The sequence below is a fragment of the Curtobacterium sp. TXMA1 genome, from assembly GCF_020162095.1.
Lineage (GTDB): Bacteria > Actinomycetota > Actinomycetes > Actinomycetales > Microbacteriaceae > Curtobacterium.
Genome location: NZ_CP083910.1, coordinates 1,034,697 through 1,059,750 on the forward strand (window position 1 = coordinate 1,034,697; position 25,054 = coordinate 1,059,750).

Below are 25,054 nucleotides of genomic sequence, written 5' to 3' on the forward strand. Positions count from 1 at the left end.
ACTGGCGACCGCGGCACCGCTGCTCCGTGCAGCGGCACGTCGACGAGGGCTGGGTCGCGTCCGCCCGGATCCGCGAGGGCGTCCTCGTCCTGACGAGCGGCCGGTCGGACCCCGACGTCCTCCGCGCAGCGCTCACCGAGGAGTTCGGCGAGCCCGTCGTCCTCCGCAGCGCGTCCGAGGCGGACGTGCGACAACGGGTCGCGTACGAGCTCGAGGAGGAGGTCGCGGACCTCGCGGCCCACGGCCTCGCCCGGACGAACCCGGCGCTGTCCGCCCGGACCGTCCTCTCCCGCGGGCAGCAGGTCGGTGGCGTGGTCGCCCTGCTCGTGTTCGCGGCGTGTCTCGTCCTCGCCCCGGGCAGCACGGTGGCGGTCGCGACGGCGGTGCTCTCGCTCGGCTTCCTCGCCGGCATCCTCTTCAAGTTCTGGGTGTCGATGGTCGGCGCGCGCTTCGACCTGGTCGAGCAGGTCTCGGCCGAGGACGTCGCCGCACTGGACGACGACGCCCTGCCGACGTACACCGTGCTCGTGCCCGTCTTCCGCGAGGCGAACATCGTGCACGACCTCGTCCGGAACCTCGAGGTGCTCGACTGGCCGAAGGACCGGCTCGAGGTCCTGGTGCTCGTCGAGGCCGAGGACCACGAGACCCGCGAGGCCGTCATCGACGCGGCACCACCGGAGTGGATGCGCATCGTCATCGTGCCACCGGGGTCACCGCAGACGAAGCCCCGCGCGTGCAACGTCGGACTGGCGATCGCGCAGGGGGAGTACGTCGTCATCTACGACGCCGAGGACCGTCCGGACCCCGACCAGCTGAAGAAGGTGTTCCTGACCTTCGACCGCGCGGGGGACGACACCGTGTGCGTGCAGGCGGCGCTGAGCTACTTCAACGCCGACGAGAACGCACTCACGCGCATGTTCACGCTCGAGTACTCGTACTGGTTCGACTACATGCTCGCCGGACTCGACGCCCGACAGCTCCCGATCCCGCTGGGTGGCACGTCGAACCACTTCCGCACCGACCTGCTCCGCGAGCTCGGCGGATGGGACCCGTACAACGTCACCGAGGATGCCGACCTCGGCATCCGGGCGTCCGCCGTCGGGTACCGGGTCGCCGTCGTCAACTCGACGACGATGGAGGAGGCGAACACCTCGATCCCGAACTTCGTCCGGCAGCGCTCCCGCTGGATCAAGGGGTACATGCAGACGGCACTCGTGCACGCACGGCGTCCGCGGGCGCTCGTCCGGGAGATCGGGCCGCGTCGGGCCGCCGCGTTCGCCCTGCTCATCGCCGGGACGCCGCTGACGTTCCTCGGGATGCTGCCCGGCGTCGTCGTCACGATCGCGACGCTCGTGCTGCCGGCGGACTGGACCGCGCCGCTGTTCCCGGCACCGGTGCTGTGGCTGTGCGTGCTCGACTTCCTGCTCGGCAACGCCACGATGATCTACCTGACGATGATGGGACCGTACAAGCGCGGGCGGTTCGACCTGATGGGCTGGGCGCTGGTCAACCCGCTCTACTGGATCCTGCACTCGGTCGCCGCGTACAAGGGGCTGTGGCAGCTGATCACCCGGCCGCACTACTGGGAGAAGACGGAGCACGGCCTGACGAAGACCACCGCCTGAGCCCTACGATGCCCGCGTGGACATCGAGTTCGACGCCGAGGTGATCGAGTGGCGCGGACCTGCGCCGTACGTCTTCGCCGTGGTGCCGCCGGACGTGGTCGACCTCGTCCACGACCTCGCGTCCGAGGTGACCTACGGGTGGGGCGTCGTACCGGCCGGGGTGACGATCCGCGGCGTGCGCTGGACGACCTCGCTCTTCCCGAAGGACGGCGGCTACCTCGTACCCCTGCGCACGGCGGAGCGTTGTCGCGCGGCCGTCGAGGTCGGCGACGTCGTCCACGTGACCCTGACCGTCGACGCCCCCTGAGGGCGTGGAGGGGATGACGGGAGTCGAGCATCGGCGCAGTGCCAGTTGGAGGACCGTCGAGGTGGTGGAGGGGATGACGGGAATCGAACCCGCGTGGCCAGTTTGGAAGACTGGGGCTCTACCATTGAGCTACATCCCCGCGCTGCGGCACGAGTCCGCAGCGCCACTATCGTAGCGGACGAACGGCCCCCGACATGCCATCGAACGTGCTGCCGCAGCCGGACGGCTCCGACACGCGCCGCATCAAGCGCTCCCGGGTGCTCTCGTTCGTGCTCCTCGCCGTCGCCGCCGTGGTGTTCTCGCTCCGTCCCGAGGCCTTCGGCGACCCGCAGGCCCAGCCCTGGCACGCCCTGCTGCACGTCTGGCGGATCGTCCTCGGCGTCGCGCTGATGGTCGCCGCGCTCGGGGTGCAGGTCGTCGTCGGGGTGCGGTGGCGGCAGGGTCTCCGGCGCGACGCCGGACAGGAACCGTCCACACCCGGCACGCCTCCCGGGAAGCAGCCACCGCGGGACCGCTAGACTCGTCGCGGTCGTGCGTGCCCTCGGGCGTGCGCGGCCACCTGGCCCAGTCACGGGGCGTAGCTCAGCTTGGTAGAGCGCCCGCTTTGGGAGCGGGAGGTCGCAGGTTCGAATCCTGTCGCCCCGACCAGGTCCACTCGAACGTCAACCAACAGGAGTACATCCCTTGGCCACCAGCACCGTCGACAAGGTGAGCGACACCCGCGTCAAGCTCACCGTGAACGTGACGCCGGACGATCTCAAGCCGAGCATCGACCACGCCTACAAGCACATCGCCGAGCAGATCAACATCCCCGGCTTCCGCAAGGGCAAGGTCCCGCCGGCGATCGTCGACCAGCGCGTCGGCCGCGGCGAGGTCCTGAACCACGCCGTCGGTGACGCCATCGACACCTTCTACCGCCAGGCGGTGGAGGAGCAGGAGCTGCGCATCCTCGGCCGTGCCGAGGCCGACGTCGCCGAGCTCCCGAACGTCAAGGACTTCTCGGGCGACCTCGTCCTCACCTTCGAGGTGGACGTCCGTCCGGAGTTCGACCTGCCGAAGTACGACGAGTACGAGCTCACGGTCGACGCCGTCGAGGTCTCCGACGACGAGGTCGAGGAGGAGCTGCAGAACCTGCGCACCCGCTTCGGCACGCTCGTGACGGTCGACCGTCCGGCGAAGACCGGTGACTTCGCCCAGATCGACCTGACCGCCACCATCGGTGACGACGAGGTCGACTCGGCCACCGGCGTCTCCTACGAGATCGGCTCGGGCGACCTGCTCGAGGGCATCGACGAGGCGCTCGAGTCGCTCACCGCCGGCGAGTCGACCACGTTCGAGTCCACGCTGGTCGGTGGCGACCGCGAGGGCGAGACCGCGCAGATCGCCGTCACCGTCACCGCCGTCAAGGAGCGCGAGCTCCCCGAGGCCGACGACGAGTTCGCGCAGATCGCCAGCCAGTTCGACACCATCGACGAGCTCAAGGGCGACCTCAAGGAGCAGATCGCGAAGTCCAAGACCTTCGGTCAGGGCGCCGCGGCTCGCGACAAGCTCGTCGAGAAGCTCATCGAGGACGTCAACATCCCGATCTCGGAGCAGCTCATCGAGGACGAGGTGCACCGTCACCTCGAGCAGGAGAACCGCCTCGAGGACGACGAGCACCGCAAGGAGGTCTCCGAGTCCAGCGAGAAGGCCTTCCGCTCGCAGCTGCTCCTCGACGCCATCGCCGAGAAGGAGGAGATCCAGGTCTCCCAGGAGGAACTCACGCAGTACCTCATCCAGGCGGCGGCGCAGTACGGCATGGAGCCGGCCGAGTTCATCAAGGTCATCGACCAGAACGGCCAGATCCCCGGCATGGTCGGCGAGGTCGCCCGTTCCAAGGCGGTCGCGACCGTCCTGTCGAAGGTGACCGTCAAGGACACCAACGGTGACGTCGTCGACCTCTCCGCCTTCACCGCCGGTGTGGCGCAGGAGTCGGCTGACGACGAGTCGGCCGACGCCGACGAGGCCACGGAGGCCGACGCGAAGTAACGCGACGCGCTGACGGACGGGAGGCACGGTGCCAGCTGGCACCGTGCCTCCCGTTCGTCGTGCACGCGGTTTCCGCGCCCGCGCACCGCCCAGAGCGAACAGGCGCGAACAGCCGCGTTGCACCCGATAAGTTCGACATCAAGCGACAACTGAACGGGAGCTTTTCCATGGCCGAAGCGACACTGAACCCCAGTGTTTTTGACCGCCTTCTGAGAGACCGGATCGTGTGGCTCGGCTCTGAGGTCCGCGACGAGAACTCGAACGAGATCGCAGCGAAGCTGCTGATGCTCGCCGCCGAGGACCCTGAGAAGGACATCTACCTCTACATCAACTCGCCCGGTGGCTCGATCACCGCGGGCATGGCGATCTACGACACGATGCAGTTCGTGCCGAACGACATCGTCACCGTGGGCATCGGCCTCGCCGCCTCGATGGGGCAGTTCCTGCTCTCGTCGGGTACGCCGGGCAAGCGCTACATCACCCCGAACGCCCGCGTGCTCCTGCACCAGCCGTCCGGTGGCTTCGGCGGCACCGCTGCCGACATCCAGACGCAGGCCAAGGTCATCCTCGACATGAAGCAGCGCATGGCGGAGCTCACGGCCGAGCAGACCGGCAAGTCGATCGAGCAGATCCTCAAGGACAACGACCGCGACAACTGGTTCACGGCGCAGGAAGCGCTCGAGTACGGCTTCGTCGACCACCTCCGTGCGTCCTCGAACGAGGTCGTCGGCGGCGGCGGCACCGTGGGCGACGGCGAGACGCCGACCACGGCAGCCGAGCCCGAGTCCAACTGACCACCACCGAAGAGAAGGAAACGAGAATGCACCTCCCCATGCTCGGTGGCGCGCAGAACGTCCCGGCTCCGTCCGATCGCTACATCCTCCCCAGCTTCGAGGAGCGCACGGCCTACGGCTTCAAGCGGCAGGACCCGTACGCGAAGCTCTTCGAGGACCGCATCGTGTTCCTCGGCGTGCAGGTCGACGACGCGTCGGCCGACGACGTCATGGCTCAGCTGCTCGTGCTCGAGTCGATGGACCCGGACCGCGACATCGTGATGTACATCAACTCGCCCGGTGGCTCGTTCACCGCGATGACGGCGATCTACGACACGATGCAGTACATCCGTCCGCAGATCCAGACGGTCTGCCTCGGTCAGGCTGCCTCGGCGGCGTCGGTGCTCCTCGCTGCCGGTACCCCCGGCAAGCGTCTGGCCCTGCCGAACGCCCGCGTGCTCATCCACCAGCCGGCGACCCAGCAGGGTGGCGGTCAGGCGTCGGACATCGAGATCCAGGCGGCGGAGATCCTCCGCATGCGCACCTGGCTCGAGGAGACGCTGTCGAAGCACTCGAACCGCACTCCGGAGCAGGTCAACAACGACATCGAGCGCGACAAGATCATGTCCGCCGAAGAGGCGCTCGAGTACGGCCTGATCGACCAGGTCCTCACGAGCCGCAAGAACCTGCCGGCGCTCGTCAAGTAGCGCTGCACGCGCGAAGGCCCCGCACCGATCGGTGCGGGGCCTTCGTCGTGTCCGCTCGGACGGGCATCCCCGGCCGGGAGGCGCGGTGCCGGTCCGGTGGGACGCCGTCAGTCCTCGTCGTGGTCGTCGGTCGCCGGTGTGGCCGGGCGGCGTCGGAGCAGCAGCAGGACCGCTACGACGACACCGGCGAGCACGACGCCGCCGGCACCGATGAACAGGGCGTCGGTCGCGCTCGAGTCGCCGCCGGTGTCACCGGCTGCGCCGTCGTGGGCGCCGGACCCCGCGCCTGACGCCGCGCCGGACTCCGAGCCGCCCCCGTCGCCGGTCGTGCAGGTCGCCGGCTCCGCCGTGCCGCGGTCGGGGGAGAAGCCCGTCGGCGCCTTCCACGTGAAGTCGTACCGGTCGGAGACGGTGTGGCCGTCGGCGGACACGATCTGCCACTCGACCTCGTACTTCCCCGACTCGCCGAGGGCCGCCTTCGTGGTCATCGACGGACCGTCGACGGAGACGCAGCCGTCCTCGTGGTAGCGCCCGTCGGGGCCGATCACCCGGAAGGCGAACCCCGAGTCCGATCCGCCGATCGCCAGCAGCCGGTCGTTCGTGGTGATGTCGAAGCGGTCAGGCAGCTCGGTCAGGGTCCCACCGACCGGCGGGGTCGAGGACACCAGGTAGTTGTGCGCGCTGGCGGGCGCAGCGAGCCCGAGGACCGCACCGCCCGCCACGGCGAGGGTCGCGGCGGTCGCGGCCACGGGCCTCCAGGCCGAGCGGCGGGACGCGTCGGACCGACGGCCGCCCGTCGGACGTGCGCGACGGGTCACTTCGCGGCGTCCCGGCGGCGGGTGGCGGCGACGGCGACGACCAGGCCGACCGCGCCGACCACGAGGCCGCCGAGGCCGAGGAACCGGCCGACGAGGTCAGGCTGCGCCGCGGTGGTCGTGGTGTCGGTCGCGGTCGCGGTGGTGGCGTCGTCGTCGTCACCGTTCGCCGAGCTGGCGGCGGTCAGGACGATGGACGGCGCGGGGTGCTCGGGCTCGGCCTTCCCGCTCTCCTGGACCTGGTCCCAGTCGGTCGAGCCCTGCTCGCAGGTCTGCACGACCGGGAAGGAGACGCGGTCGCCGGGCTTGCCGTCGGGCAGTGCGAAGGACAGCGAGAAGGTGTCGCGCTCGTCGGCGGGGAGCGGCGTCTTCGCCGTGTAGGTGACGCTCGTCACGCGCTCGGCGCCGGCCTCCGACTCCTCGTCGCTCGCGGCGCTGCTCGACGGGGCGGTGTACGGCTCGGTGGCCTTCGTGATGGTCCAGTTCGGGTTCACGGTCGGCGTGACCTCGATGACGGACTCGGGCACCTGGAAGACGAGCTTCGTCGTGGGGGAGCCGTCGCAGCCGTGCGGGACCGAGAAGGTCGCCGTGGTGTACGAGTTCGCCGCGGTCGAGGTCGCATCGGCCTCGACGTGCGCGCTGGCGGCCGCCGCGGTGCCGAGGACGATCGCGGCGGTGACGCCGAGGGTTCCGGTGCCGAGGAGGGCGAGGCGCTTCGTCATGGGGTCCTTCCGGTTCTCTACAACTTGTAGAGGAACGGGGCAACGGTACCAGGTGTGCACGCCCTGGGCGAACGGGCGGGGACAGGCCGGGCGGCGTCGCGGTGGCTGTCACCGGATGCGGTTAGAGTCGATCACATCGGGCGGGTCACCAGCCTGCATCGGTCGAACGCACCGGTCATCCAAGGAGGGCATCGACATGGCACGCATCGGGGAGAGCGCTGACCTGCTGAAGTGCTCCTTCTGCGGCAAGAGCCAGAAGCAGGTCCAGCAGTTGATCGCCGGACCGGGCGTGTACATCTGCGACGAGTGCGTCGAGCTGTGCAACGAGATCATCGAGGAGCGCCTCGCCGAGGCGGGCGAGGACACGACGAGCGGCGACTTCGAGCTGCCCAAGCCCCGGGAGATCTTCGACTTCCTGCAGGAGTACGTGATCGGGCAGGACCCGGCGAAGCGCGCCCTGGCCGTGGCCGTCTACAACCACTACAAGCGCATCCGGGCGCAGGGGCAGATCACCGCTGCCGAGGATCGTGACGACGTCGAGATCGCGAAGTCGAACATCCTGCTCATCGGCCCGACCGGCTGCGGCAAGACCTACCTGGCGCAGACCCTGGCCAAGCGGCTCAACGTGCCGTTCGCCGTCGCCGACGCCACCGCGCTGACCGAGGCCGGCTACGTGGGCGAGGACGTCGAGAACATCCTGCTCAAGCTGATCCAGGCCGCGGACTACGACGTCAAGCGCGCCGAGACCGGCATCATCTACATCGACGAGGTCGACAAGATCGCGCGCAAGGCGGAGAACCCGTCGATCACCCGCGACGTCTCGGGCGAGGGTGTGCAGCAGGCGCTGCTCAAGATCCTCGAGGGCACGACGGCCTCGGTCCCACCGCAGGGCGGCCGGAAGCACCCGCACCAGGAGTTCATCCAGATCGACACGACGAACGTGCTGTTCATCGTGGCCGGTGCGTTCGCCGGGCTCGAGGACATCGTGTCGTCGCGCGTCGGCAAGCGCGGGATCGGCTTCGGTGCTCCACTGCACAGCCCGCTCGACCAGCAGGACCTGTTCGCCGACGTCCTGCCCGAGGACCTGCACAAGTTCGGGCTCATCCCGGAGTTCATCGGACGCCTGCCGGTCGTCACGACCGTGTCGCAGCTCGACCAGGCAGCGCTCATGCAGATCCTCACCGAGCCGAAGAACGCGCTCGTGAAGCAGTACCAGCGGATGTTCGCGATCGACGGTGTCGAGCTGGAGTTCGATCGTGGTGCGCTCGAGGCGATCGCGGACCTCGCGGTGCTGCGCCAGACCGGTGCCCGCGGACTCCGGGCGATCCTCGAGGAGGTCCTCGGCCCGGTCATGTTCGACGTGCCCTCGGACGACGACGTCGCCCGCGTGGTGATCACCCGCGAGTCCGTGCTCGAGAACGCGGCGCCGACGATCGTGCCGCGCCCGCGGGCGAAGCGTGTGGAGAAGTCGGCGTAGCGTCCGACGCCCGCCGATCGACGGCCCGGTCTCCGTGCGGGGCCGGGCCGTCGCCGCGCTACTCGAGCCCGCGGCGCCGCAGCAGCGGGCCGACCTCCGCATCGCGGCCGCGGAACGCCCGGTAGGCCTCGAGGGGGTCCTGCGCGCCGCCCACCCCGAGCACGAGCGACGCGAAGCGCTGCCCGGCCTCGCGCGACAGGCCGCCGTGCTCGCGGAACCACTCGACGGTGTCGGCGTCGAGCACCTCCGACCAGATGTACCCGTAGTACCCCGCGTCGTACCCGCCGGAGAACGTGTGCGCGAAGTACGTCGACGAGTAGCGCGGCGGGACCGCAGCGACGTCGACACCAGCGGCTGCGAGGGCGTCGCGCTCGAACGCCTCGACGTCGGTCACCGCGGCGGCCTCGGCGGCCGACAGGCGGTGCCACGCCTGGTCGAGCAGCGCCGCGGCGAGGTACTCCGTCGTCGAGAAGCCCTCGTTGAAACCGGCGGAGTCGCTCAGCCCGAGGACGAGCTCCGGCGGCAGCGGCTCGCCGGTCTCGTGGTGCTTCGCGTAGTTCGCCAGCACGGAGGGCCAGGTCACCCACATCTCGTTCACCTGCGACGGGAACTCCACGAAGTCCCGTTCGACGTTCGTGCCGGAGAACCGCGGGTAGGTGGTCCGAGCGATGAGCCCGTGCAGCGCGTGCCCGAACTCGTGGAAGAGCGTCTCGACCTCGTCCTGGATCAGCAGCGTGGGCGAACCGGTGGCGGGCTTGGCGACGTTGAGGTTGTTCACGACGACGGGCAGCGTGCCGAGCAGGTGCGACTGCTCGACGACGGGGTTCATCCACGCGCCGCCACGCTTGCCGTCCCGCGTGTACAGGTCGAGCAGGTACAGCCCGACCTCGGCGCCGTCCTCGTCGCGCACCTCGAAGACCCGGACCTCGCCGTTGTAGCCGTGCAGGTCCTGGCGCTCGGTGAAGGTCAGGCCGTACAGGGCGCCGGCGGCGTGGAACACCCCGTCGTGCAGCACACGGTCGGCCTCGAAGTAGGGGCGCAGTGCCGAGCTGTCGGCGGCGAACTGTTCGCCGCGCAGGACCTCGGTGGCGTAGGCCCAGTCCCAGGCCTCGACGTCGAAGCCGACGGTGCGGGAGCGCACGGCACGCTCGTCCTCGGCGTTCGCTGCGGCGGCGGGCACGAGCGACGAGAGCAGCCCGTCGACGGCCTCGGGCGTACCCGCGGTCTCGTCGGCGGTGACCACGGCGGCGTGGTTCGGGAACCCGAGCAGTTCCGCCCGCTCGGCCCGTAGGCGCACGATGCGCAGGAGCACCTCGCGGTTGTCGTACGCGTTCCCACGACGGCCGCGGGACAGGGACGCGCGCATGATCCGCTCGCGGAGCCCGCGGTCGTGCAGCGAGGCCAGCCACGGGTGCCCGGTGTACAGCGGCAGCGTCACGAGCCAGCCGTCGAGCCCGCGGTCCTGCGCAGCTGCTGCGGCGGCCGACTTCGCCCCGTCGTCGAGCCCGGCGAGCTCGGCCTCGTCGGTGACGTGCACCGCCAGGTCGTTCGTGTCCTCGAGCAGGTTCCGCTCGAAGGTCGTGGTGAGCGTGGAGAGCTCCTGGTTGATCGCGGTCAGGCGCTCCTTGCCGGTGTCGTCGAGGCCGGCCCCCGCGAGCGTCATCTCGGTGTGCACGCGCTCGACGAGCCGTCGGTCCTCGTCGGTCAGGTCCGTCCGCTCACCGAGCGAGGAACGGACCGCGTCCACCCGCGCGTACAGGCGTGCGTCGAGGGTGATCGCGTCGCGATGGGCGGCGAGGAGCGGTGACACCTCGGCCTCGAGGTCGTGGAGCTCCGGCGTCGAGTCCGCGGAGGACAGGGTGAAGAAGACGTGCGAGACCCGGGTCAGCAGCTGCCCGGAGCGTTCGAGCGCCACCAGGGTGTTCTCGAACGTCGGGCCGTCGGGGTCGGCACTGATGGCCTCGACCTCGGCGCGCTGCTCGGCGATGCCGGCGTCGAACGCGGGACGGAAGTGCTCGAGCCGGACGTCGTCGAACGGCGGCAGGGCGTAGGGGAGGGTGCTCGGCTGGTCGAACGGGGTGTCCATGGCCCCACCCTACGGACCGGGCCGGATGCCGGACGGGAGGCTCGTGGCGGGTACGGCCACGAGCCTCCCGTCCGCCGTGTGGTCCGGTCAGCGCTCCCGACGGGTGGCGTGGCGCGTCGCCGCGTCGATGAGCGTCTCCGCCGCGCGACGCGCGTGGCGGGCCGGCGCAGTGTCTCCGGCGATCGCCGCGGTCGTCTGCGCTCCCTCTGCGAGCAGGGCGAGCTGCGCGGCGAGCTCCTCGGCGGTGTCTGCGTCGGGCACCGCTGCGGCAGCGAGCTCGGCGACGTAGCGCTGGAACGAGTCCTTGTGCTCGCGGGCGATCTCGGCCACCGCGGGCGACGTCGCGCCGAGCTCGCCGAACGCGTTGATGAAGCCGCAGCCGCGGAAGGTGTCGTCGCCGAACCACTGCTCCAGGAAGTCGTACATCGCGAGCAACCGGTCGCGAGGCGTGTCGGCGGCGGCGACGGCCTGCTCGATGCCGCGCTCCCAGTACGCGTGTCGGCCGCCGAGCACCGCCGCGACGAGCTGCTCCTTGCCGGGGAACACCGAGTACAGCTTCTTCAGCGAGACGCCGGCGGCCGTCCGGATCTCGTCCATGCCCACCGACTGGAACCCGCGGGCGTAGAACAGTGCGTCCGCGGCGTCGACGATCCGCGACCGGACCTCCGGGTCCACGGTGCTGCTCGTGGTGGCCATGCGTCCCCTTGTTCCCTGTGTGTCCGCCGGTTCCGACTTGCGGCGGGAACCGGCGTTCTCTAGTGTAGGCCGCAGTCGGAGAGAACGATCGTTCTCGCCGGCTCGTGCTCGCCGGGCCCTGATCCCCCGGCGATGCGGCGGCGCCTCGGGAGGCCCGCCCGTACGACGGCACCCCGGTCCACGCCGTTCCGTGGGTCGGGGTGCCGTCGAGCGGGGACCGGTCAGTCCTCCTCCGGCGCGTCGTCCGGGTTCGTCACCTGTGCCCGTCCGGCTGGGTCGAGGTGGATCGCCGTACCGTCGTCGAGCTCGACGACGGGCTTGCCCTCCAGGTAGGTCAGCGTCCAGCGCCAGGTCGACGCGTCGACCGACTCCGTCGCCAGCTCGTCCTCGACGCCCCGGACGGCGACGACCACCGCGTCGGGGAGCCGCTCGGGCGGCTGTCCGCCGACGTTCCAGCGTGTGCCCAACTGCATCCGTGCCTCCGTTGCCGACTCGTGATCCGTGCTCGTACTCGAACACGTGCTCGTACTCGAACTCGTGCTCGTGCTCGTGCTCGTGCAGGTGTTCGTGCTCGAACACGTGCCGGCGGGCCGGGCGCACGCGCGACCCGGCCCGCCGGGGGCGACGCTACGCCTGCTGCTCGGCGAGCTCGATCTCGGTCACCGCGAGCTCCTCGCCGTCGGTGAACGACAGGTTCTCGATGCGCCCGACGGCCGCCAGGTCGACCGCCGCACGCTCGATCAGCGCGCGCTGGTCGGCCGGAGCGGCGACGACGGCCCGGGTCACCGGCGTCTTCTGGGACGCCTTGGCGGCGGTCTTCGCACCGCGGATCCCGATCAACGCCTGGCCGACGGCCGCGAGCAGCCCGGTCGGCTCGGCCTGGGTCGGCAGCTCCGCGACCGTCGGCCACGCCGCCGTGTGCACGCTCGTGTCGTGGGTCCAGGCCCACACCTCCTCCGTCGCGAACGGGAGGAACGGTGCCAGCAGACGGAGCAGCGCGTCGATCGCGGCACGCAGCGCCAGGACCGCGCTCGCCTGGGTCTCGTGCGTCGCGTCCGGTGCGGTGCCGTAGGCGCGCTCCTTGACGAGTTCGAGGTAGTCGTCGCAGAACGTCCAGAAGAACCGCTCGGTGACCTCGAGCGCACGCGCGTGGTCGAACCCGTCGAACGCCGCGGTCGCCTGCTCGATCACGGAGCCGAGCTCGGCCAGCACGTCGACGTCGAGGGGCTCGGTGACGCTCGTCGCGCCGCTCGGCAGCTCGAAGCCGTAGACGAACTTCGCCGCGTTGAGCACCTTGATCGCCAGACGACGACCGACCTTGATCTGCTTCGGGTTCTGCGGGTCGAAGGCCGCGTCGGTGCCGAGCTTCGACGAGGCCGCCCAGTAGCGGACCGCGTCGGCGCCGTGCTGCTCGAGGATCGACAGCGGCGTGACGACGTTGCCCTTCGACTTCGACATCTTCTTGCGGTCGGGGTCGACGATGAAGCCCGAGATGCTCGCGTGCTTCCACGGCGCGACGTCGGCCTCGAGCTGGCTGCGCAGTGCCGTCGTGAAGAGCCACGTGCGGATGATGTCCTGCGCCTGCGGGCGGACGTCGTACGGGAACACCAGGTCGTACAGCGCCGGGTCGGTCTCCCACTTGCCGGCGAGCTGCGGGGTCAGCGACGAGGTCGCCCACGTGTCCATCACGTCGAGCTCGCCCTGGAACCCGCCGGCGACGCCGCGCTGGTCCTCCATGTAGCCGGGGGCCGGCTCGGACGCCGGGTCGACGGGCAGCTGGGCCTCGGTCGGGACGATCGGCTGGTCGAAGACCGGGTTGCCGTCGGCGTCGAGCGGGTACCAGACCGGGATCGGCACACCGAAGAAGCGCTGGCGCGAGATGAGCCAGTCGCCGGACAGGCCACCGACCCAGTTGTCGTAGCGGACGCGCATGAAGTCCGGGTGGAAGGCGATCTCCTCGCCGCGCTTCCGCAGGGTCTCCTTGAGCTGCTCGTCACGCGCACCGTTCACGATGTACCACTGGCGGGTCGAGACGATCTCGAGCGGCTTGTCGCCCTTCTCGAAGAACTTCACCGGGTGGTTGATCGTCTTCACGTCACCGACCAGCTCGCCGGACTCGGTGAGGGCGTCCACGAGGACCTTCTTCGCCGAGAACACCGTCTTGCCGGCCATCTCGGCGTAGAGCTCCCGGCCGCGGGCCGACTCGATCCACGCGGGCTCGTCGGAGCGCACGCGACCGTCGAACCCGATGATCGCGCGGTTCGGCAGCTGCAGCTCGCGCCACCAGACCACGTCGGTGGTGTCCCCGAAGGTGCAGACCATCGCGATCCCGGCGCCCTTGTCCTGCTGCGCGAGGTGGTGCGCGAGCACCGGGACCTCGACGTCGAACAGGGGGGAGCGGACGGTCTTCCCGAACAGGTCCTGGAAGCGCTCGTCGTCCGGGTGCGCGACGAGGGCGACACAGGCCGGCAGCAGCTCGGGGCGGGTGGTCTGGATCACGACGTCGTCACCGCCGTCGGTGCGGTGGAACGCCAGTCCGTGGTACGCGCCCGGCATCTCCTTGTCCTCGAGCTCGGCCTGGGCGACGGCGGTGCGGAAGGTGACGTCCCAGAGCGTCGGGGCGTCGGCCTGGTACGCCTCGCCGCGCTCGAGGTTGCGAAGGAACGCACGCTGCGCGCTCGCCCGCGAGGTGTCGTCGATGGTGCGGTACGACTGCGTCCAGTCGACCGACAGGCCGAGCGTGCGGAAGAGGTGCTCGAACTGCTGCTCGTCCTGCACGGTGAGGCGCTCGCACAGCTCGATGAAGTTGCGACGCGAGATCGGCAGCTGGTCGCCGGCCTTGCTCGACTTGCCGTCGCCGCCCTCGAACGGCGGGACGAATGCCGGGTCGTAGGGGAGCTGCGGGTCGCAGCGGACCCCGTAGTAGTTCTGCACGCGGCGCTCGGTCGGCAGGCCGTTGTCGTCCCAGCCCATCGGGTAGAAGACGTGCTTGCCGCGCATGCGCTCGTACCGGGCCTTGAGGTCGGTGTGCGTGTACGAGAAGACGTGGCCGATGTGCAGCGAGCCCGAGGCGGTCGGCGGCGGGGTGTCGATCGAGTAGACGGCGTCCTTCGTGGCGCTGTCGCGGTCGAAGCGGTAGGTGCCGTCCTGCTCCCAGACCGGACCCCAGACGTCCTCGAGGCCGTCCACCGTGGGCTTGTCGGGCATGGGCTTCGTCATGGCGGGGCCTTTCGATCGATGTGTGCGGCACCGAGTCCGTGGTGAGGTGCCTGAGTGTCGCGCGTACAGTACGCGGTGGTCTCATCGTAGCGGCCCACCGCGTGGGAGCGCTCCATCTGGTAGGCTGTCGGAGTTTGTCCGGCGGACGCGGTGTTCGCAGGGACTGCACAGTCGCTCTCCGCCGGATGCCCGAAGGCAAGACACAGCACTACCGGAGGAACGAACGTGGCACCGAACGAAGCACACCAGCACGGCGACCGGCCGTTGCGCACGAAGGCCCAGGCCAAGCGCGCGCGCCGCAAGCTGACCGAGGACGACGTCACCGTCGTCGAGGAGTCGCTGCTCAAGCGTGCCGTCGCCGCGGCGGCCCTCGGCAACGCGATGGAGTGGTTCGACTTCGGCATCTTCGCCTACCTGACGGTCACCATCTCGAAGGTGTTCCTGCCGGCGGGCGACCCGACCTCGAACCTCGTCGCGACCTTCGGGTTCTTCGCGGCCGCGTTCATCGTGCGTCCGATCGGCGGCGCCGTCTTCGGTCCGATCGGCGACAAGATCGGCCGACAGAAGGTCCTCGCGCTGACGATGATCCTGATGGCCGCCGGCACGCTCATGATCGGCCTGATCCCGTCGTACGCGACGATCGGCTTCTGGGCGCCGGTGCTGCTCCTCGTCGCCCGCTTCGTGCAGGGCTTCTCGACGGGTGGTGAGTACGGCGGCGCCGCGACCTTCATCGCCGAGTACTCGCCGGACAAGCGCCGCGGGTTCATGGGCTCGTGGCTCGAGTTCGGCACGCTCGCCGGCTACGTGCTCGGTGCCTCGATCGTCACGGTCCTGCAGTACGCGATGCCCGAGGACACCCTGCTCAGCTGGGGCTGGCGCATCCCGTTCATGATCGCTGGTCCGCTCGGCCTCATCGGCCTCTACCTCCGCCTCAAGCTCGAGGAGACCCCGGCGTTCCAGAAGCAGCAGGAGCAGGCCGCCGAGCGCGAGTCGCAGAAGACCCCGTTCCTCAAGCTGTTCGCCGAGAACTGGCGCTCGCTCCTCATCTGCATCGGCCTGGTCCTCGTGTTCAACGTGACCGACTACATGCTGCTGTCGTACATGCCGACCTACCTCGAGACGAACCTCGGGCAGAACGCCACGTTCGGCCTGATCCTCATCGTCATCGTGATGATCCTCATGATGGTCGTCATCACCTTCGGTGGTCGCCTGTCCGACAAGTTCGGCCGTCGACCGGTCCTCGCCGCGGGCTGCATCGGGTTCATCGTGCTGTCCTGGCCGGCGCTCAAGCTCGTCCAGACCGGCAGCGGCGCGGGCGTCTTCTTCGGCCTGCTGATCCTCGGTCTCGTGCTCGTCACGTTCACCTCGACCATGCCGTCGACCCTCCCCGCGCTGTTCCCGACGATCATCCGCTACGGTGCCCTGGCGATCGCGTTCAACGTGTCGGTCTCGCTGTTCGGTGGCACGACCCCGCTCGCCACGCAGGCGCTCATCGCCGGTGCGAAGGACGCGGGCCTGTCGTGGGCCGAGGACATCCCCGCCTTCTACCTGATGCTCGCCGCCGTGATCGGCCTCGTCGCCGTGTTCTTCACCAAGGAGACCGCTGCGACCCCGCTCATGGGCTCGGGCCCGACGGTCGCCCACGAGGACGAGGTCGCGGGCGTCATCGAGGACTACAACGACCCGACGTCGGAGCTCGCGCAGTCCGACTGGGCGAAGGACTTCTCGACGAGCGAGATCCCGATCATCTCGGGCGACGCCCCGACGCCGGGCGCCGACAGGGAGCCCGCGGGCCCGTAGTCACCGCTGTCGGCCAGGAGGCACGGTGCACGTCCGTCGCGGACGCGCACCGTGCCTCCTGTCAGTTCCGCGAGAGCGACAGTGTTCCGCCGTCGTTCGGCCGAGAACTGTCGCTCTCGCGGAACAACCCGGAGCCCGAAGCGCGCCGCGCTCAGGCGCCGCGGGCGAGCCGGGCGGCGGCGTCGACCAGGCGTGCCGTCGCGGGGTGCTCCGGCGCGCCGAGCACCCGCTCCGCCGGCCCCTGCTCGACCACGCGGCCCCGGTCGACGACGAGCACGTCGTCGGCCATCCGCCGGACGGCACGCAGGTCGTGCGAGACGAACACCATCGCCACGTCGGTCTCGTCGCGCAGCCCTTCGAGCAGCGTGAGCACCGCGTCCTGCACGGTCGCGTCGAGTGCCGTCACGGGCTCGTCGAGCACGACCACCTCGGGCGAGGTCGCCAGCGCCCGGGCGATCGCCAGCCGCTGCCGCTGCCCGCCGGAGAGCGTGCGCGGTGCCCGTGACCGCAGCGCAGGATCGAGTCCCACCTGCCGGAGCGCGGCGTCGACCTCTGCGGCCAGCCGACCCAGCGCGCGACGTTCCCGACCGTCGGTCAGGGCGTCGGCGAGCACCCGGTCGACCGTCCACCGTTCGTCGAACGTCGCGGCGGGGTCCTGCACGACGGCCGCCACCCGGTGCCGTCTGCCCCGGCGGTCGCGCTCGGGCAGCGGGACCCACGGCTGCCCGTCGAGCGTGACGGTCCCGTCGTCGGGCGTCTCGAGCCCGAGCAGCATCCGCGCCACCGTGGTCTTGCCGGACCCGGACGCGCCGATCACGCCGACGACCCGGCCGGGGTGGACGGCGATCGAGACGTCGTCGACCGCGGGTACCCCGTCGAACGACCGCGAGATCCCGACCCCGTGCAGCAGCGGCGGCGGCCCGGGCGCCGGATCGAGGACCGTCGACACCGCACCGGCACCGGCGCCGGCAGCGGAGTGCCGCTCGTCGCCCGCCCGAGCCGCGCGCACGAGCGCCTGCGTGACGGGGTGACCGGGCGCGCCGAGGACGTCGGCGACCGGTCCGTGCTCGACCACCGTGCCGTCGTCGACGACCAGCACGCGGTCGGCCCAGCCGGCCACGAGCCCGAGGTCGTGGGTGATGACGAGGAGCCCGGCGCCGCGCTCCTGCACTGCCCGGAGCTGCTCCATCACCGTGACCGCCACGACCGCGTCGAGCGCCGTGGTCGGCTCGTCCGCCACCACGAGGGCGGGGGAGGCCACGGTCGCCGCCGCGATGAGCGCCCGCTGCCGCATCCCACCGGAGAGCGTGCCGGAGCGTCGGCCGTCGGTCGCCATCGCCGGGTCGAGTCCCACGCCGGACAGGGCCGCGCGGACGGCGTCGACCCGTTCGGCTGCGCGCAGGTCGGTGTGCAGGCGCAGGGCGTCGGCGACCTCGCGGCCGACCGGGCGCAACGGGTCGAGGGCGCCGAGGGCCTCCTGGCCGACGTAGCCGACGGACCGCCCGCGGAGTCGACGCCAGCGACGCTCGGGGAGGCCGCGGACGTCCGCGCCGACGAGGTCGAGCCGGTCGGCGGTGACGTCGGCACCCGCGGCGGAGAGGCCGAGCACCGCCCGGGCGGTCACGGTCTTGCCGGAGCCGGACGCCCCGACGAGGGCGACGCACTCGCCGGCGTCGACGTGCAGGTCGACGTCGTGCACCACCGTCGTGCCGTCGATCGACACCGAGAGCCCCCGGACGTCGAGCACGCGGGTCCCCGTGGTCGGGAGGGCACCGGACGGCGTCGGGACCCCGCCCGGCGCCCGGTCCGCGCGCGTCACCGTGCAGCCCCCGTCCGACGCAGGGCGCGACCGAGCACCGTCACGGCGGTCGCCAGGACGACGATCGCGAGACCGGGGAAGGTGCTCATCCACGGCGCGGTCAGCAGGTAGGTCCGTCCGTCCGCGAGCATCGCGCCCCACTCCGGTGCGGGCGGCGGGGTCCCGACGCCGAGGTAGCTGAGCGCGGACGCCCACACGATCGCCTGCCCGACCCCGAGCGTGGCGACCGCGACGACGGGCCAGAGTGCCGCGGGCAGCACGTGGCGGACCAGGATCCGGCCGGGGGAGCGGCCCTGCAGCACGGCGGTCTCGACCACCTGCGACGACCGGGCGCTGCGCACCAGGCCGCGGACGATCCGGGCGTACCCGGGCGCGGTCGCGAACCCCACCGCCAGGGTCGCCGGCACCGGTCCGGGTCCGGTGACCGCGATGACGACGAGTGCGACGAGCAGCAGCGGCAGCGCGAAGGCCACCTCGGTCACCCGACCGACGACCGCGTCCACGAGCCGTCCGCCGAGCCCGGCGAGCGTGCCGAGCAGGACCCCGGTGGCCCCGCCGACGAGCGTCGCGGCCACCCCGACCAGCAGCGAGGCCCGCGTCCCCGCGACGACACGCGTGAGCACATCGCGCCCGGACTCGTCCGTGCCGAACGGGTGCGCCGCACCGGGTGGCGCCAGCGCGTCCGTCGGGTGCACCGCGAGGGGGTCGCCGCCGCCGAGCAGCGCCGGCCACACCGCGGCCACCACGGCCACCGCGACGACGATCGCCGCGATCGTTCCCGCCGGGCCGAGCGTCCCCCCACGGAACCGCTCGGATCGCCGGGCCCGTCGTCCTGGTGCACCGGCCTGGAGGCCCGGGTCGAGCACCCCGCTCACCGTGCGTCCGCCCCGTGCTGCTTCCCCATGCCGACGTGCCCTCGCCGCGTCCGTCCGGTCCGCGCTCGTCCACTCCGCGCTCGTCCGCGGGTGCGCGGGTCCACCGCCTGCTCGACGAGGTCCGCGACCGCGAGCACGACGACGTAGGCCGCGGCGGACACCAGCGCGATCCCGGCCACGAGCGGCATGTCCCGCTGGGTGACCGCGGTGACCAGGGCGCGACCGATCCCGGGCAGCGCGAAGACCGACTCGACGACCACGGCGCCGGACACCAGCGACCCGAAGGCCCAGGCGGACAGGGCGATGCCGGGGAGTGCGGCGTGCCGGAGCAGGTGCCGCCCGAACAGCCCGACCCGGGACTCGCCACGACCGCGCGCCGCCAGGGCGAACGCGGAGCGCTGGGCGTCGACCACGCCGTCGCGGACCGTCTCGGCGAGGTACCCGGCGACCGGCACGGCGACGGTGAGCACGGGCAGGACCCACCCGCGCAGGCTGCCGTCCGACACCGCCGGCACCCACCCGAGGGCGCTCGCGAAGACCACGATGAGCACGCTGCCGAGCCAGAAGTGCGGCACGACGCTCGCGGTGACGGTGATCGCTCCCGTGAGCGCCGCGGCGATCCGACCCCGCTGCGTCGACCACCACGCGGCGCCGATCGCCAGGACCCAGGCGACGACGAGCCCGGCGACGGCGAGCGTCAGCGTCACCGGGACCTGCTGCGCGAGGAGCTCGGACACGGGTGTGCGGAACGCGTACGAGTCGCCGAGGTGCCCGGTCGCCAGGCGCCCGAGGAACACCGCGTACTGCACGAGCACCGGCTGGTCGAGCCCGTACTCGCGGCGGACCGACTCGACCGCCGCGGCCGAGGCCTGCGACCCGGGGCCGCCGAGGATCGCCAGCGCCGGGTCACCGGGGATCAGCCGGATCGCGACGAAGACGATCGTGGCGACCGCCCACAGCACCCCGACACCGCCGGCCAGTCGACGGAGTCCCCACAGGACCCAGACCGACCACCCGCGACGGGTGACGGCGCGTCGCGGGGGTGGGGCGGGCCTCCCGGCCGGGTCGCCCGTCAGCGCGCGATCCACGCGGTGCCGAACCACGGGGTGGAGACCGACGTGGTCTCGATGCCGTGGACCGACGAGCGGTACAGGAAGTGGTTCTGCTGGTCGTAGAGCGGCAGGACGGTGCCGCTGGCCAGGATCCGCTGCTGCGCCTGTCGGTACAGGGCACGGCGCTCGTCGGCGTCCGACGTGCGCGCCGCCCGCTCCACCAGCTCGTCGACCGTCGGGTCGTCCAGCTGCGCGAGGTTCGCGAAGTAACCGGAGGGGGCGGGCTCGATGCTCGCGCTGTCGTAGAGGATGCGGAGGACGTCCGGGCCGACCTTCGTGTACGGCGCGCTCACGACGTCGTACTCGTTCGCGGCGAGCGCGGCGTACCAGCTCGACAGGTCGAGCTCCTCGAGCCGGACGTCGAAGCCGACGGCCTTCTCGGAGGCCTGGACCTGCTGGAACAGGCTGCGCTCCGCCGGCACCGACTGGTTCGTCGACACCGGGAAGGTGACCGTGAGCCGCTGCCCGTCCTTCTCGCGGACGCCGTCGCTGCCGACCTTCCAGCCGGCCTCGTCGAGCAGCCGCTTCGCCGTGCTCGGCGAGTACTCGAAGAGCGCGGGGTCGGAGTACCCGTCCGGCTCGACGCTGGAGAGCACCGAGTACGAGCGCTTCGCGGTGCCGAGGAACAGGCTCTGCAGGCCCGGGTCGATCTCGGCACCGGCGATGAAGGCCTTGCGCACGGCCTCGTCGCGGAACACACCGTGCCCGGAGTTCAGCTCGAGACGGTTCGAGGCGCCGGGACGCGGGGCGTCGAGGTCGCGGATGGTGCCCTTGGTCGAGGCACTCTTCAGCTGGTCGGGCTGGGCGTTGTCGATGACGTCGACCTGGCCGGCCTGGAGCGCCGCGTACCGCGACGTCGAGTCGGGCAGGAAGCGCCAGGTGATGCCGTCGAGGCGGGGCTTCGTCGAGCCGGACAGCGGCGTGTAGTCGTCGTTCTTCGCCAGCGTGATGCGGTCACCGCGCTGCCACTGGGTCACGGTGAAGGGGCCGGTGCCGACCGGGGCAGCGCAGTTCGTGGCCTGCGGGCGCTGGAGGGCCTTCGGCGACTCCATGCCGACCCAGGGCTGCGAGAACGACTCGAGCAGCGCGCTGTCCGGACGGCTCAGCGTCAGCGTGACCGTGTGGTCGTCGGTCGCCGTGGCCTTCGTGATCGACTGCAGGGCGAGGTAGCCCGTGCTCGACGCCGTCGTCGGGTCCTGGACGTGCTCGATGTTCGCGACCACGGCGTCCGCGTCGAACGGGGTGCCGTCGGAGAACCGGACGTCCGTGCGCAGGTCGAGCGTCAGGGTCTTGCCGTCGTCGCTCGTCGTCCACCGCGTCGCAAGGGCCGGCGTCGGCTGCCCATCGCGGTCGAGGCCGGTGAGCATCTCGATGTACTGCGTCGACAGCAGCGCCTGCGGGTAGTTCCCACCGACGTGCGGGTCGAGGCAGGTCGGCTCGGCGTCGCCGGAGGCGTAGGTGAGCGTGCCACCCCTGACGGGCGTGCTCGCGTCCGTGGCGGTGCCGCCGCCGGTGCAGGCGGTCAGGGCCAGCAGGACCGCGGTGGCACCCGCGGCGGTGAGGAGTGCGCGGGCGCGTGTTTTCTGTACTCGGTCCAAGATCATGGCGGATCGAGTCTAGCGGTTTACTGAGCACATGGACGAGACGATGCGCCGCGGTGGCCGCCCCCGACGGTCGAGCGCCGAGGTCCTCGCCGACGCCGCCGCCGAACTGTTCCTCGAGCAGGGCTACGCGCGCACGACCGTCGACCAGATCGCAGCACGGGCCGGGGTGAGCCGGGCGACGTTCTTCAACTACTTCGGGGCGAAGTCGGACGTGCTCTGGCTGGAGCTCGACGCCGCGGTCGCCGACCTGCCCGCGTTCCTCGCCGCATCGACGGAGCCCTCGTCCGTGCGGGCCGTCGAGGAGGCGCTCCTCGCCGCGGCGCGGGCGCACGACCCGGAGCAGGTCCCGTGGGCCATCGCCCAGGCCGAGGTGATGGACATCGGTTCCGAGCTCGTGGCGAGCGTGGCGGCCCGGGTGATGGCGCAGCACGGCGCCGTCGCCGCGTTCGTCGGGTCGCGGACCGGCGAGCACCCGATGTCCCTCTGGCCGCAGACCGTGTCCGGGGCGATGCTCGGTGCGGCGGCTGCGGCGTTCGGGGTCTGGGTGGCGGACGGGGTCGGGCGGCGCACCCTCGTCGAGTACGTCGGTGCTGCGCTCACCCCGGTGGCCGTCGGGCTCGACGCGCACCGCTGACGGACCCGGGCACTCCCTCGTCGTGGTCCGCTGTGCGAGGATCGTCCGGTGCGTCGACGGTCGGGTCTGGTCCAGTGGAGTGCGTTCGGCGCGGTGGCGCTGCTCGCGGTGTGGACCTGCTGCTGGCACCTCGGCCGCCAGGGCATCAACGTCGACGAGCTCGTCTACGTGCAGGCCGGCTGGGAGTACGTCCACGGCACGGTGACCGCGAACCTCGAGCACCCACCGACCGCGAAGTACCTCTACGGGCTCGCGCAGGTCCTGTTCGGGCAGGGGGTCCTCGCCCCACGCCTCGTGGCCGCCGCCGCCGTCCTCCTGACCGGACTCGTCCTCTTCGTCTGGCTGCGCCGCCCGCTCGGGCACTGGGGCGCCCTGTTCGCCGCCGGACTCTGGTGGCTCACCCCTCGAGCCGCCGGTCTCGACGCCTTCGACCCCGCGTCGGCGACGCCCGTCCGCGTCGACCGCATCGCGCTGCTCGAACCGGTGATGGTGCTGTTCGCCGTCGTCGCGATCGCCGCCGGGTGGGCGTGGATGACCACGGACGGTCGACGTCGGTGGTGGTGGGCCGGGCTCGCCGGCACCGCGCTGGGCCTCGCCGTCACGTCGAAGGTGACCGCGGCGTTCGTCGTGCTCGCGATCGTGCTGCTCCCGGTGCTCTTCCGCCGGTGGTGGGACCTGCTCACCGGAGGGGCCATCGCCGCCGTGTCGGCGATCGTGACCTTCTGCCTCGCTTACGCACCACTCGGGCTCGTCTCCGCGGTGTCGTACATGATCGCCTTCCAGACCCGGCACGACGACGGAGGACACCTCGTCGACCTCGGCGGCACGACCTACCGGTTCGCTCCCTGGTGGACGCAGTTCTGGTGGGCCACGCAGGGCACCGGCCCGGTCCTCGTGGCGGTGGTCCTCGTCGGCGCGGTCGCTGCGGTCGTCGTCCGCCCGGACCGGCTGGTCCTCACCCTCGTCGCCGCGTTCGTCCCGCTCATGGTGTTCCTCGCACTGTCCACGGTGTCGCTGCCGCACTACTACGACGCCTGGATGCCGTTCGTGCTCGCGCTCGCCGCCGTCGGGTGGACGCGGCTGGGCGTGCTCGCCCGGGACGAGCTGGCGCGCCGACGGGCCGGTCGTCGCGACGACTCCGGTGCCCGGCGACGAGCCGGCCGTCCCGGTCGTCCCGGAAGGGTGCCGGTGCTCGGTGTTGCGCTCGTCGCGCTCGTCGCGGCCGGCGTCGTCGCATCTGCGTCGACCACCGCGGCGCTCGCCGTGGCCGTCGCGCACGTCCGGCCGGCGGGCATCGCGGTGCTCGACACCGAGCTCCGCGCGCACGGGGTCGACGGCGGGACGATCCTGTTCACGTCGTACGGCGCCCCGGCCTGGCGGCCCTACTTCGCGCAGCGCGGGTCCGACGTGCTGGTCGACGGACGCTACGCCGCGATCGTGCAGGGGACCGACGGACGGTTCCCGGTGCCCGGAGCGGTGCGGGCGTTCACGCAGGACGAGGCGGACGCGCTCGAGTCCTTCCGGGTCGACGACCTGCGTGTGTGGGTCCCGCGGGGCGGCGGCGACGTCGTGGTCTCCGGGTCGACCCTGACGATCGAGCGCTGACCCGGGCGCAGACGCGCTGACCGGGGCGCAGGCGCGCTTGCCCGGGCGTGAGCGCGCTGGTCCTGACGGGTCGGCGCGGCCCCTGGCCGTCGTCGGCGGAGCTCACTCGGTGCGGAGCGTCCCCGCGCCGCCGGCCGCGACGTCCTCGACCGTGCCGTCCCGGACGGTCGCCGGCACCTCGCCGTCACGACGGGCGACGAGCGATGCGTCGCCCGGGATGCTCAGCGTGAGCACGGCCTCCTCGATGTACTGGCTCTCCTCGAGCGAGGCCTCGACCCGGCGGAGCCGCACCGCGACGTGGTCCTCGAGCTCGTTGCCGGTCAGGTCGACCGCGGCGACGAGGAACACCCGCGACGGCCCGACGAACTCCAGGTGCAGGTAGGTCACGCGTTCGACCTCGTCGCGGCGGAGTAGCTCGGTCAGCACGGCGTCCTCGAGCTCGGGTGACGTCGCCTCGCCGACCAGGAACCGGCGGTTCCGCTCGATGAGCACGATCGCGACGACACCGAGCAGGAGGCCGACAGCGATGGAGCCGATCGCGTCGAACACGGCGAGACCGGTCAGCTGGTGCAGGAGCACGCCGAGGAACGCGATCACGAGCCCGATCAGCGCGGCGGCGTCCTCGGCGAAGACCGCCCGGAGCGTGGGGTTCGACGACTGCAGCACGTGCCGGAGCACCGGGACGCGGCGCTTCGTCGCGGCTCCGTGCGCCTGGCGGTAGGCCTGCAGGAAGCTCGTGCCCTCGAGCAGGAACGCGATCCCGAGCACGACGTAGTTGAGCACGACGTCCTCGGCCGGCCCGGTCTCGCCGAGCTCGGTGATGCCGTGCCAGATCGACACGACGGCACCCGCGGTGAAGAGGCCGAACGCGGCGAACATCGACCAGATGTAGGTCTCGCGGCCGTACCCGAGCGGGTGCTTCCGGTCCCGCTCCTTCGCACCCCGCCGCTCCGCCACGAGCAGGAAGATCTCGTTGCCCGTGTCGGCCCACGAGTGCGCGGCCTCGGCGGTCATCGACGCCGAGCCCGAGATCAGGGAGGCGACGGTCTTGGCGACGGCGACGAGCAGGTTGGCGGCGAAGGCGATGACGACGGTGAGCAGGGACTCCGGACGGTCCTGCTTCTCGGACGAGGGCATCGCTCCAGCATGC

At 71.5% G+C, this 25,054-nt stretch carries 21 protein-coding genes and 2 tRNA genes; 11 read left to right on the top strand and 12 right to left on the bottom strand.

The features are described from left to right. Positions 1 to 26: 26 nt before the first annotated feature. Both LCG91_RS04930 and LCG91_RS04935 read left to right on the top strand, forming a co-directional pair. Positions 27 to 1,625 (top strand): glycosyltransferase, encoded by a 1,599-nt coding sequence (locus LCG91_RS04930; RefSeq protein ID WP_224442693.1) that lies wholly within the window; start codon positions 27 to 29, stop codon positions 1,623 to 1,625. Between the two features lie 16 nt (positions 1,626 to 1,641). Continuing rightward, positions 1,642 to 1,932 (top strand): DUF1905 domain-containing protein, encoded by a 291-nt coding sequence (locus tag LCG91_RS04935; RefSeq protein WP_224442694.1) that lies wholly within the window; start codon positions 1,642 to 1,644, stop codon positions 1,930 to 1,932. Between the two features lie 65 nt (positions 1,933 to 1,997). Here LCG91_RS04935 and LCG91_RS04940 read toward each other — a convergent pair. Then, positions 1,998 to 2,071: transfer RNA gene (locus LCG91_RS04940), tRNA-Gly, on the bottom strand. Positions 2,072 to 2,126: 55 nt separating this feature from the next. On the opposite strand from LCG91_RS04940, the gene LCG91_RS04945 reads away from it, so the two are divergent. The 5 genes from LCG91_RS04945 (at position 2,127) to LCG91_RS04965 (ending at position 5,440) form a co-directional block, all read left to right on the top strand. Further along, positions 2,127 to 2,450, top strand: a complete 324-nt coding sequence (locus tag LCG91_RS04945; RefSeq protein WP_224442695.1) for a hypothetical protein — start codon at positions 2,127 to 2,129, stop codon at positions 2,448 to 2,450. Between the two features lie 53 nt (positions 2,451 to 2,503). Continuing rightward, a tRNA-Pro gene (locus LCG91_RS04950) sits at positions 2,504 to 2,580 on the top strand. Positions 2,581 to 2,616: 36 nt separating this feature from the next. Beyond that, positions 2,617 to 3,960: a trigger factor gene (gene tig / locus LCG91_RS04955; RefSeq protein ID WP_224442696.1), complete on the top strand. Its 1,344-nt coding sequence runs from the start codon at positions 2,617 to 2,619 to the stop codon at positions 3,958 to 3,960. Positions 3,961 to 4,127: 167 nt separating this feature from the next. Then, entirely contained in the window at positions 4,128 to 4,754 is a 627-nt protein-coding gene (locus LCG91_RS04960) for an ATP-dependent Clp protease proteolytic subunit (RefSeq protein ID WP_224442697.1), read from the top strand. A 26-nt stretch (positions 4,755 to 4,780) separates the two neighbouring features. Next, the gene (locus LCG91_RS04965; protein WP_058728413.1) at positions 4,781 to 5,440 is read left to right on the top strand and encodes an ATP-dependent Clp protease proteolytic subunit; all 660 of its coding nucleotides are present in this window, start codon (positions 4,781 to 4,783) and stop codon (positions 5,438 to 5,440) included. 107 nt (positions 5,441 to 5,547) lie between these two features. On the opposite strand, the gene LCG91_RS04970 is transcribed toward LCG91_RS04965, so the two are convergent. After that, on the bottom strand, positions 5,548 to 6,189 hold the full coding sequence (locus LCG91_RS04970) for a copper resistance protein CopC (protein ID WP_224442698.1): 642 nt from the start codon (positions 6,187 to 6,189) through the stop codon (positions 5,548 to 5,550). A gap of 65 nt (positions 6,190 to 6,254) precedes the next feature. After that, complete coding sequence (locus LCG91_RS04975) at positions 6,255 to 6,977, bottom strand: YcnI family protein (RefSeq protein ID WP_224442699.1); 723 nt, start codon at positions 6,975 to 6,977, stop codon at positions 6,255 to 6,257. Positions 6,978 to 7,173: 196 nt separating this feature from the next. Between LCG91_RS04975 and clpX the strand changes: the two genes are divergently transcribed. Next, positions 7,174 to 8,454: an ATP-dependent Clp protease ATP-binding subunit ClpX gene (gene clpX, locus LCG91_RS04980; RefSeq protein WP_058728416.1), complete on the top strand. Its 1,281-nt coding sequence runs from the start codon at positions 7,174 to 7,176 to the stop codon at positions 8,452 to 8,454. A gap of 58 nt (positions 8,455 to 8,512) precedes the next feature. Here clpX and LCG91_RS04985 read toward each other — a convergent pair whose 3' ends face one another. From LCG91_RS04985 to valS, 4 genes are all read right to left on the bottom strand, one after another. After that, positions 8,513 to 10,540 (bottom strand): M3 family metallopeptidase, encoded by a 2,028-nt coding sequence (locus LCG91_RS04985; protein ID WP_224442700.1) that lies wholly within the window; start codon positions 10,538 to 10,540, stop codon positions 8,513 to 8,515. An 87-nt stretch (positions 10,541 to 10,627) separates the two neighbouring features. Continuing rightward, positions 10,628 to 11,236: a TetR/AcrR family transcriptional regulator gene (locus tag LCG91_RS04990; RefSeq protein WP_224442701.1), complete on the bottom strand. Its 609-nt coding sequence runs from the start codon at positions 11,234 to 11,236 to the stop codon at positions 10,628 to 10,630. 221 nt (positions 11,237 to 11,457) lie between these two features. Next, a complete protein-coding gene (locus tag LCG91_RS04995; RefSeq protein WP_058748849.1) occupies positions 11,458 to 11,709 on the bottom strand; it encodes a hypothetical protein in 252 nt (83 codons plus the stop codon). 154 nt (positions 11,710 to 11,863) lie between these two features. Further along, positions 11,864 to 14,455 carry a valine--tRNA ligase gene (gene valS, locus LCG91_RS05000; RefSeq protein ID WP_224442702.1) on the bottom strand — a complete coding sequence of 864 codons (2,592 nt, stop codon included), beginning with the start codon at positions 14,453 to 14,455 and terminating at the stop codon, positions 11,864 to 11,866. 225 nt (positions 14,456 to 14,680) lie between these two features. Here valS and proP point away from each other — a divergent pair, with 225 nt between their 5' ends. Beyond that, positions 14,681 to 16,255, top strand: a complete 1,575-nt coding sequence (gene proP, locus LCG91_RS05005; protein ID WP_224442703.1) for a glycine betaine/L-proline transporter ProP — start codon at positions 14,681 to 14,683, stop codon at positions 16,253 to 16,255. Positions 16,256 to 16,406: 151 nt separating this feature from the next. On the opposite strand, the gene LCG91_RS05010 is transcribed toward proP, so the two are convergent. From LCG91_RS05010 to LCG91_RS05025, 4 genes are read right to left on the bottom strand one after another with little or no spacing between them, the layout of a single operon-like run. Further along, entirely contained in the window at positions 16,407 to 18,074 is a 1,668-nt protein-coding gene (locus LCG91_RS05010; RefSeq protein WP_224442704.1) for an ATP-binding cassette domain-containing protein, read from the bottom strand. Then, positions 18,071 to 18,940, bottom strand: a complete 870-nt coding sequence (locus tag LCG91_RS05015) for an ABC transporter permease (protein ID WP_224442705.1) — start codon at positions 18,938 to 18,940, stop codon at positions 18,071 to 18,073. The genes LCG91_RS05010 and LCG91_RS05015 overlap by 4 nt, the downstream gene beginning before the upstream one ends. A 5-nt stretch (positions 18,941 to 18,945) precedes the next feature. Beyond that, positions 18,946 to 20,037, bottom strand: a complete 1,092-nt coding sequence (locus tag LCG91_RS05020) for an ABC transporter permease (protein ID WP_224442706.1) — start codon at positions 20,035 to 20,037, stop codon at positions 18,946 to 18,948. Continuing rightward, the gene (locus LCG91_RS05025) at positions 20,022 to 21,665 is read right to left on the bottom strand and encodes an ABC transporter substrate-binding protein (RefSeq protein ID WP_082687390.1); all 1,644 of its coding nucleotides are present in this window, start codon (positions 21,663 to 21,665) and stop codon (positions 20,022 to 20,024) included. The genes LCG91_RS05020 and LCG91_RS05025 overlap by 16 nt, the downstream gene beginning before the upstream one ends. A 31-nt stretch (positions 21,666 to 21,696) precedes the next feature. On the opposite strand from LCG91_RS05025, the gene LCG91_RS05030 reads away from it, so the two are divergent. Continuing rightward, complete coding sequence (locus tag LCG91_RS05030) at positions 21,697 to 22,299, top strand: TetR/AcrR family transcriptional regulator (RefSeq protein WP_224442707.1); 603 nt, start codon at positions 21,697 to 21,699, stop codon at positions 22,297 to 22,299. 48 nt (positions 22,300 to 22,347) lie between these two features. After that, positions 22,348 to 23,904, top strand: coding sequence for an ArnT family glycosyltransferase (locus tag LCG91_RS05035; RefSeq protein WP_224442708.1), 1,557 nt, complete (start codon positions 22,348 to 22,350; stop codon positions 23,902 to 23,904). A gap of 102 nt (positions 23,905 to 24,006) precedes the next feature. Here the strand turns inward: LCG91_RS05035 and LCG91_RS05040 are convergent, their stop codons facing one another. Continuing rightward, on the bottom strand, positions 24,007 to 25,041 hold the full coding sequence (locus tag LCG91_RS05040) for a cation diffusion facilitator family transporter (protein WP_058748844.1): 1,035 nt from the start codon (positions 25,039 to 25,041) through the stop codon (positions 24,007 to 24,009). Positions 25,042 to 25,054 lie beyond the last annotated feature (13 nt).

What these genes read in the sequence shown, in the direction of transcription:
- LCG91_RS04945 (WP_224442695.1), top strand. Translation starts at nt 2,127, where the DNA reads ATGCCATCGAACGTGCTGCCGCAGCCGGACGGCTCCGACACGCGCCGC.
- LCG91_RS04960 (WP_224442697.1), top strand. Translation starts at nt 4,128, where the DNA reads ATGGCCGAAGCGACACTGAACCCCAGTGTTTTTGACCGCCTTCTGAGA.
- LCG91_RS04965 (WP_058728413.1), top strand. Translation starts at nt 4,781, where the DNA reads ATGCACCTCCCCATGCTCGGTGGCGCGCAGAACGTCCCGGCTCCGTCC.
- LCG91_RS04975 (WP_224442699.1), bottom strand. Translation starts at nt 6,977, where the DNA reads ATGACGAAGCGCCTCGCCCTCCTCGGCACCGGAACCCTCGGCGTCACC.
- clpX (WP_058728416.1), top strand. Translation starts at nt 7,174, where the DNA reads ATGGCACGCATCGGGGAGAGCGCTGACCTGCTGAAGTGCTCCTTCTGC.
- LCG91_RS04985 (WP_224442700.1), bottom strand. Translation starts at nt 10,540, where the DNA reads ATGGACACCCCGTTCGACCAGCCGAGCACCCTCCCCTACGCCCTGCCG.
- LCG91_RS04990 (WP_224442701.1), bottom strand. Translation starts at nt 11,236, where the DNA reads ATGGCCACCACGAGCAGCACCGTGGACCCGGAGGTCCGGTCGCGGATC.
- LCG91_RS04995 (WP_058748849.1), bottom strand. Translation starts at nt 11,709, where the DNA reads ATGCAGTTGGGCACACGCTGGAACGTCGGCGGACAGCCGCCCGAGCGG.
- valS (WP_224442702.1), bottom strand. Translation starts at nt 14,455, where the DNA reads ATGACGAAGCCCATGCCCGACAAGCCCACGGTGGACGGCCTCGAGGAC.
- LCG91_RS05025 (WP_082687390.1), bottom strand. Translation starts at nt 21,665, where the DNA reads ATGATCTTGGACCGAGTACAGAAAACACGCGCCCGCGCACTCCTCACC.
- LCG91_RS05030 (WP_224442707.1), top strand. Translation starts at nt 21,697, where the DNA reads ATGGACGAGACGATGCGCCGCGGTGGCCGCCCCCGACGGTCGAGCGCC.
- LCG91_RS05040 (WP_058748844.1), bottom strand. Translation starts at nt 25,041, where the DNA reads ATGCCCTCGTCCGAGAAGCAGGACCGTCCGGAGTCCCTGCTCACCGTC.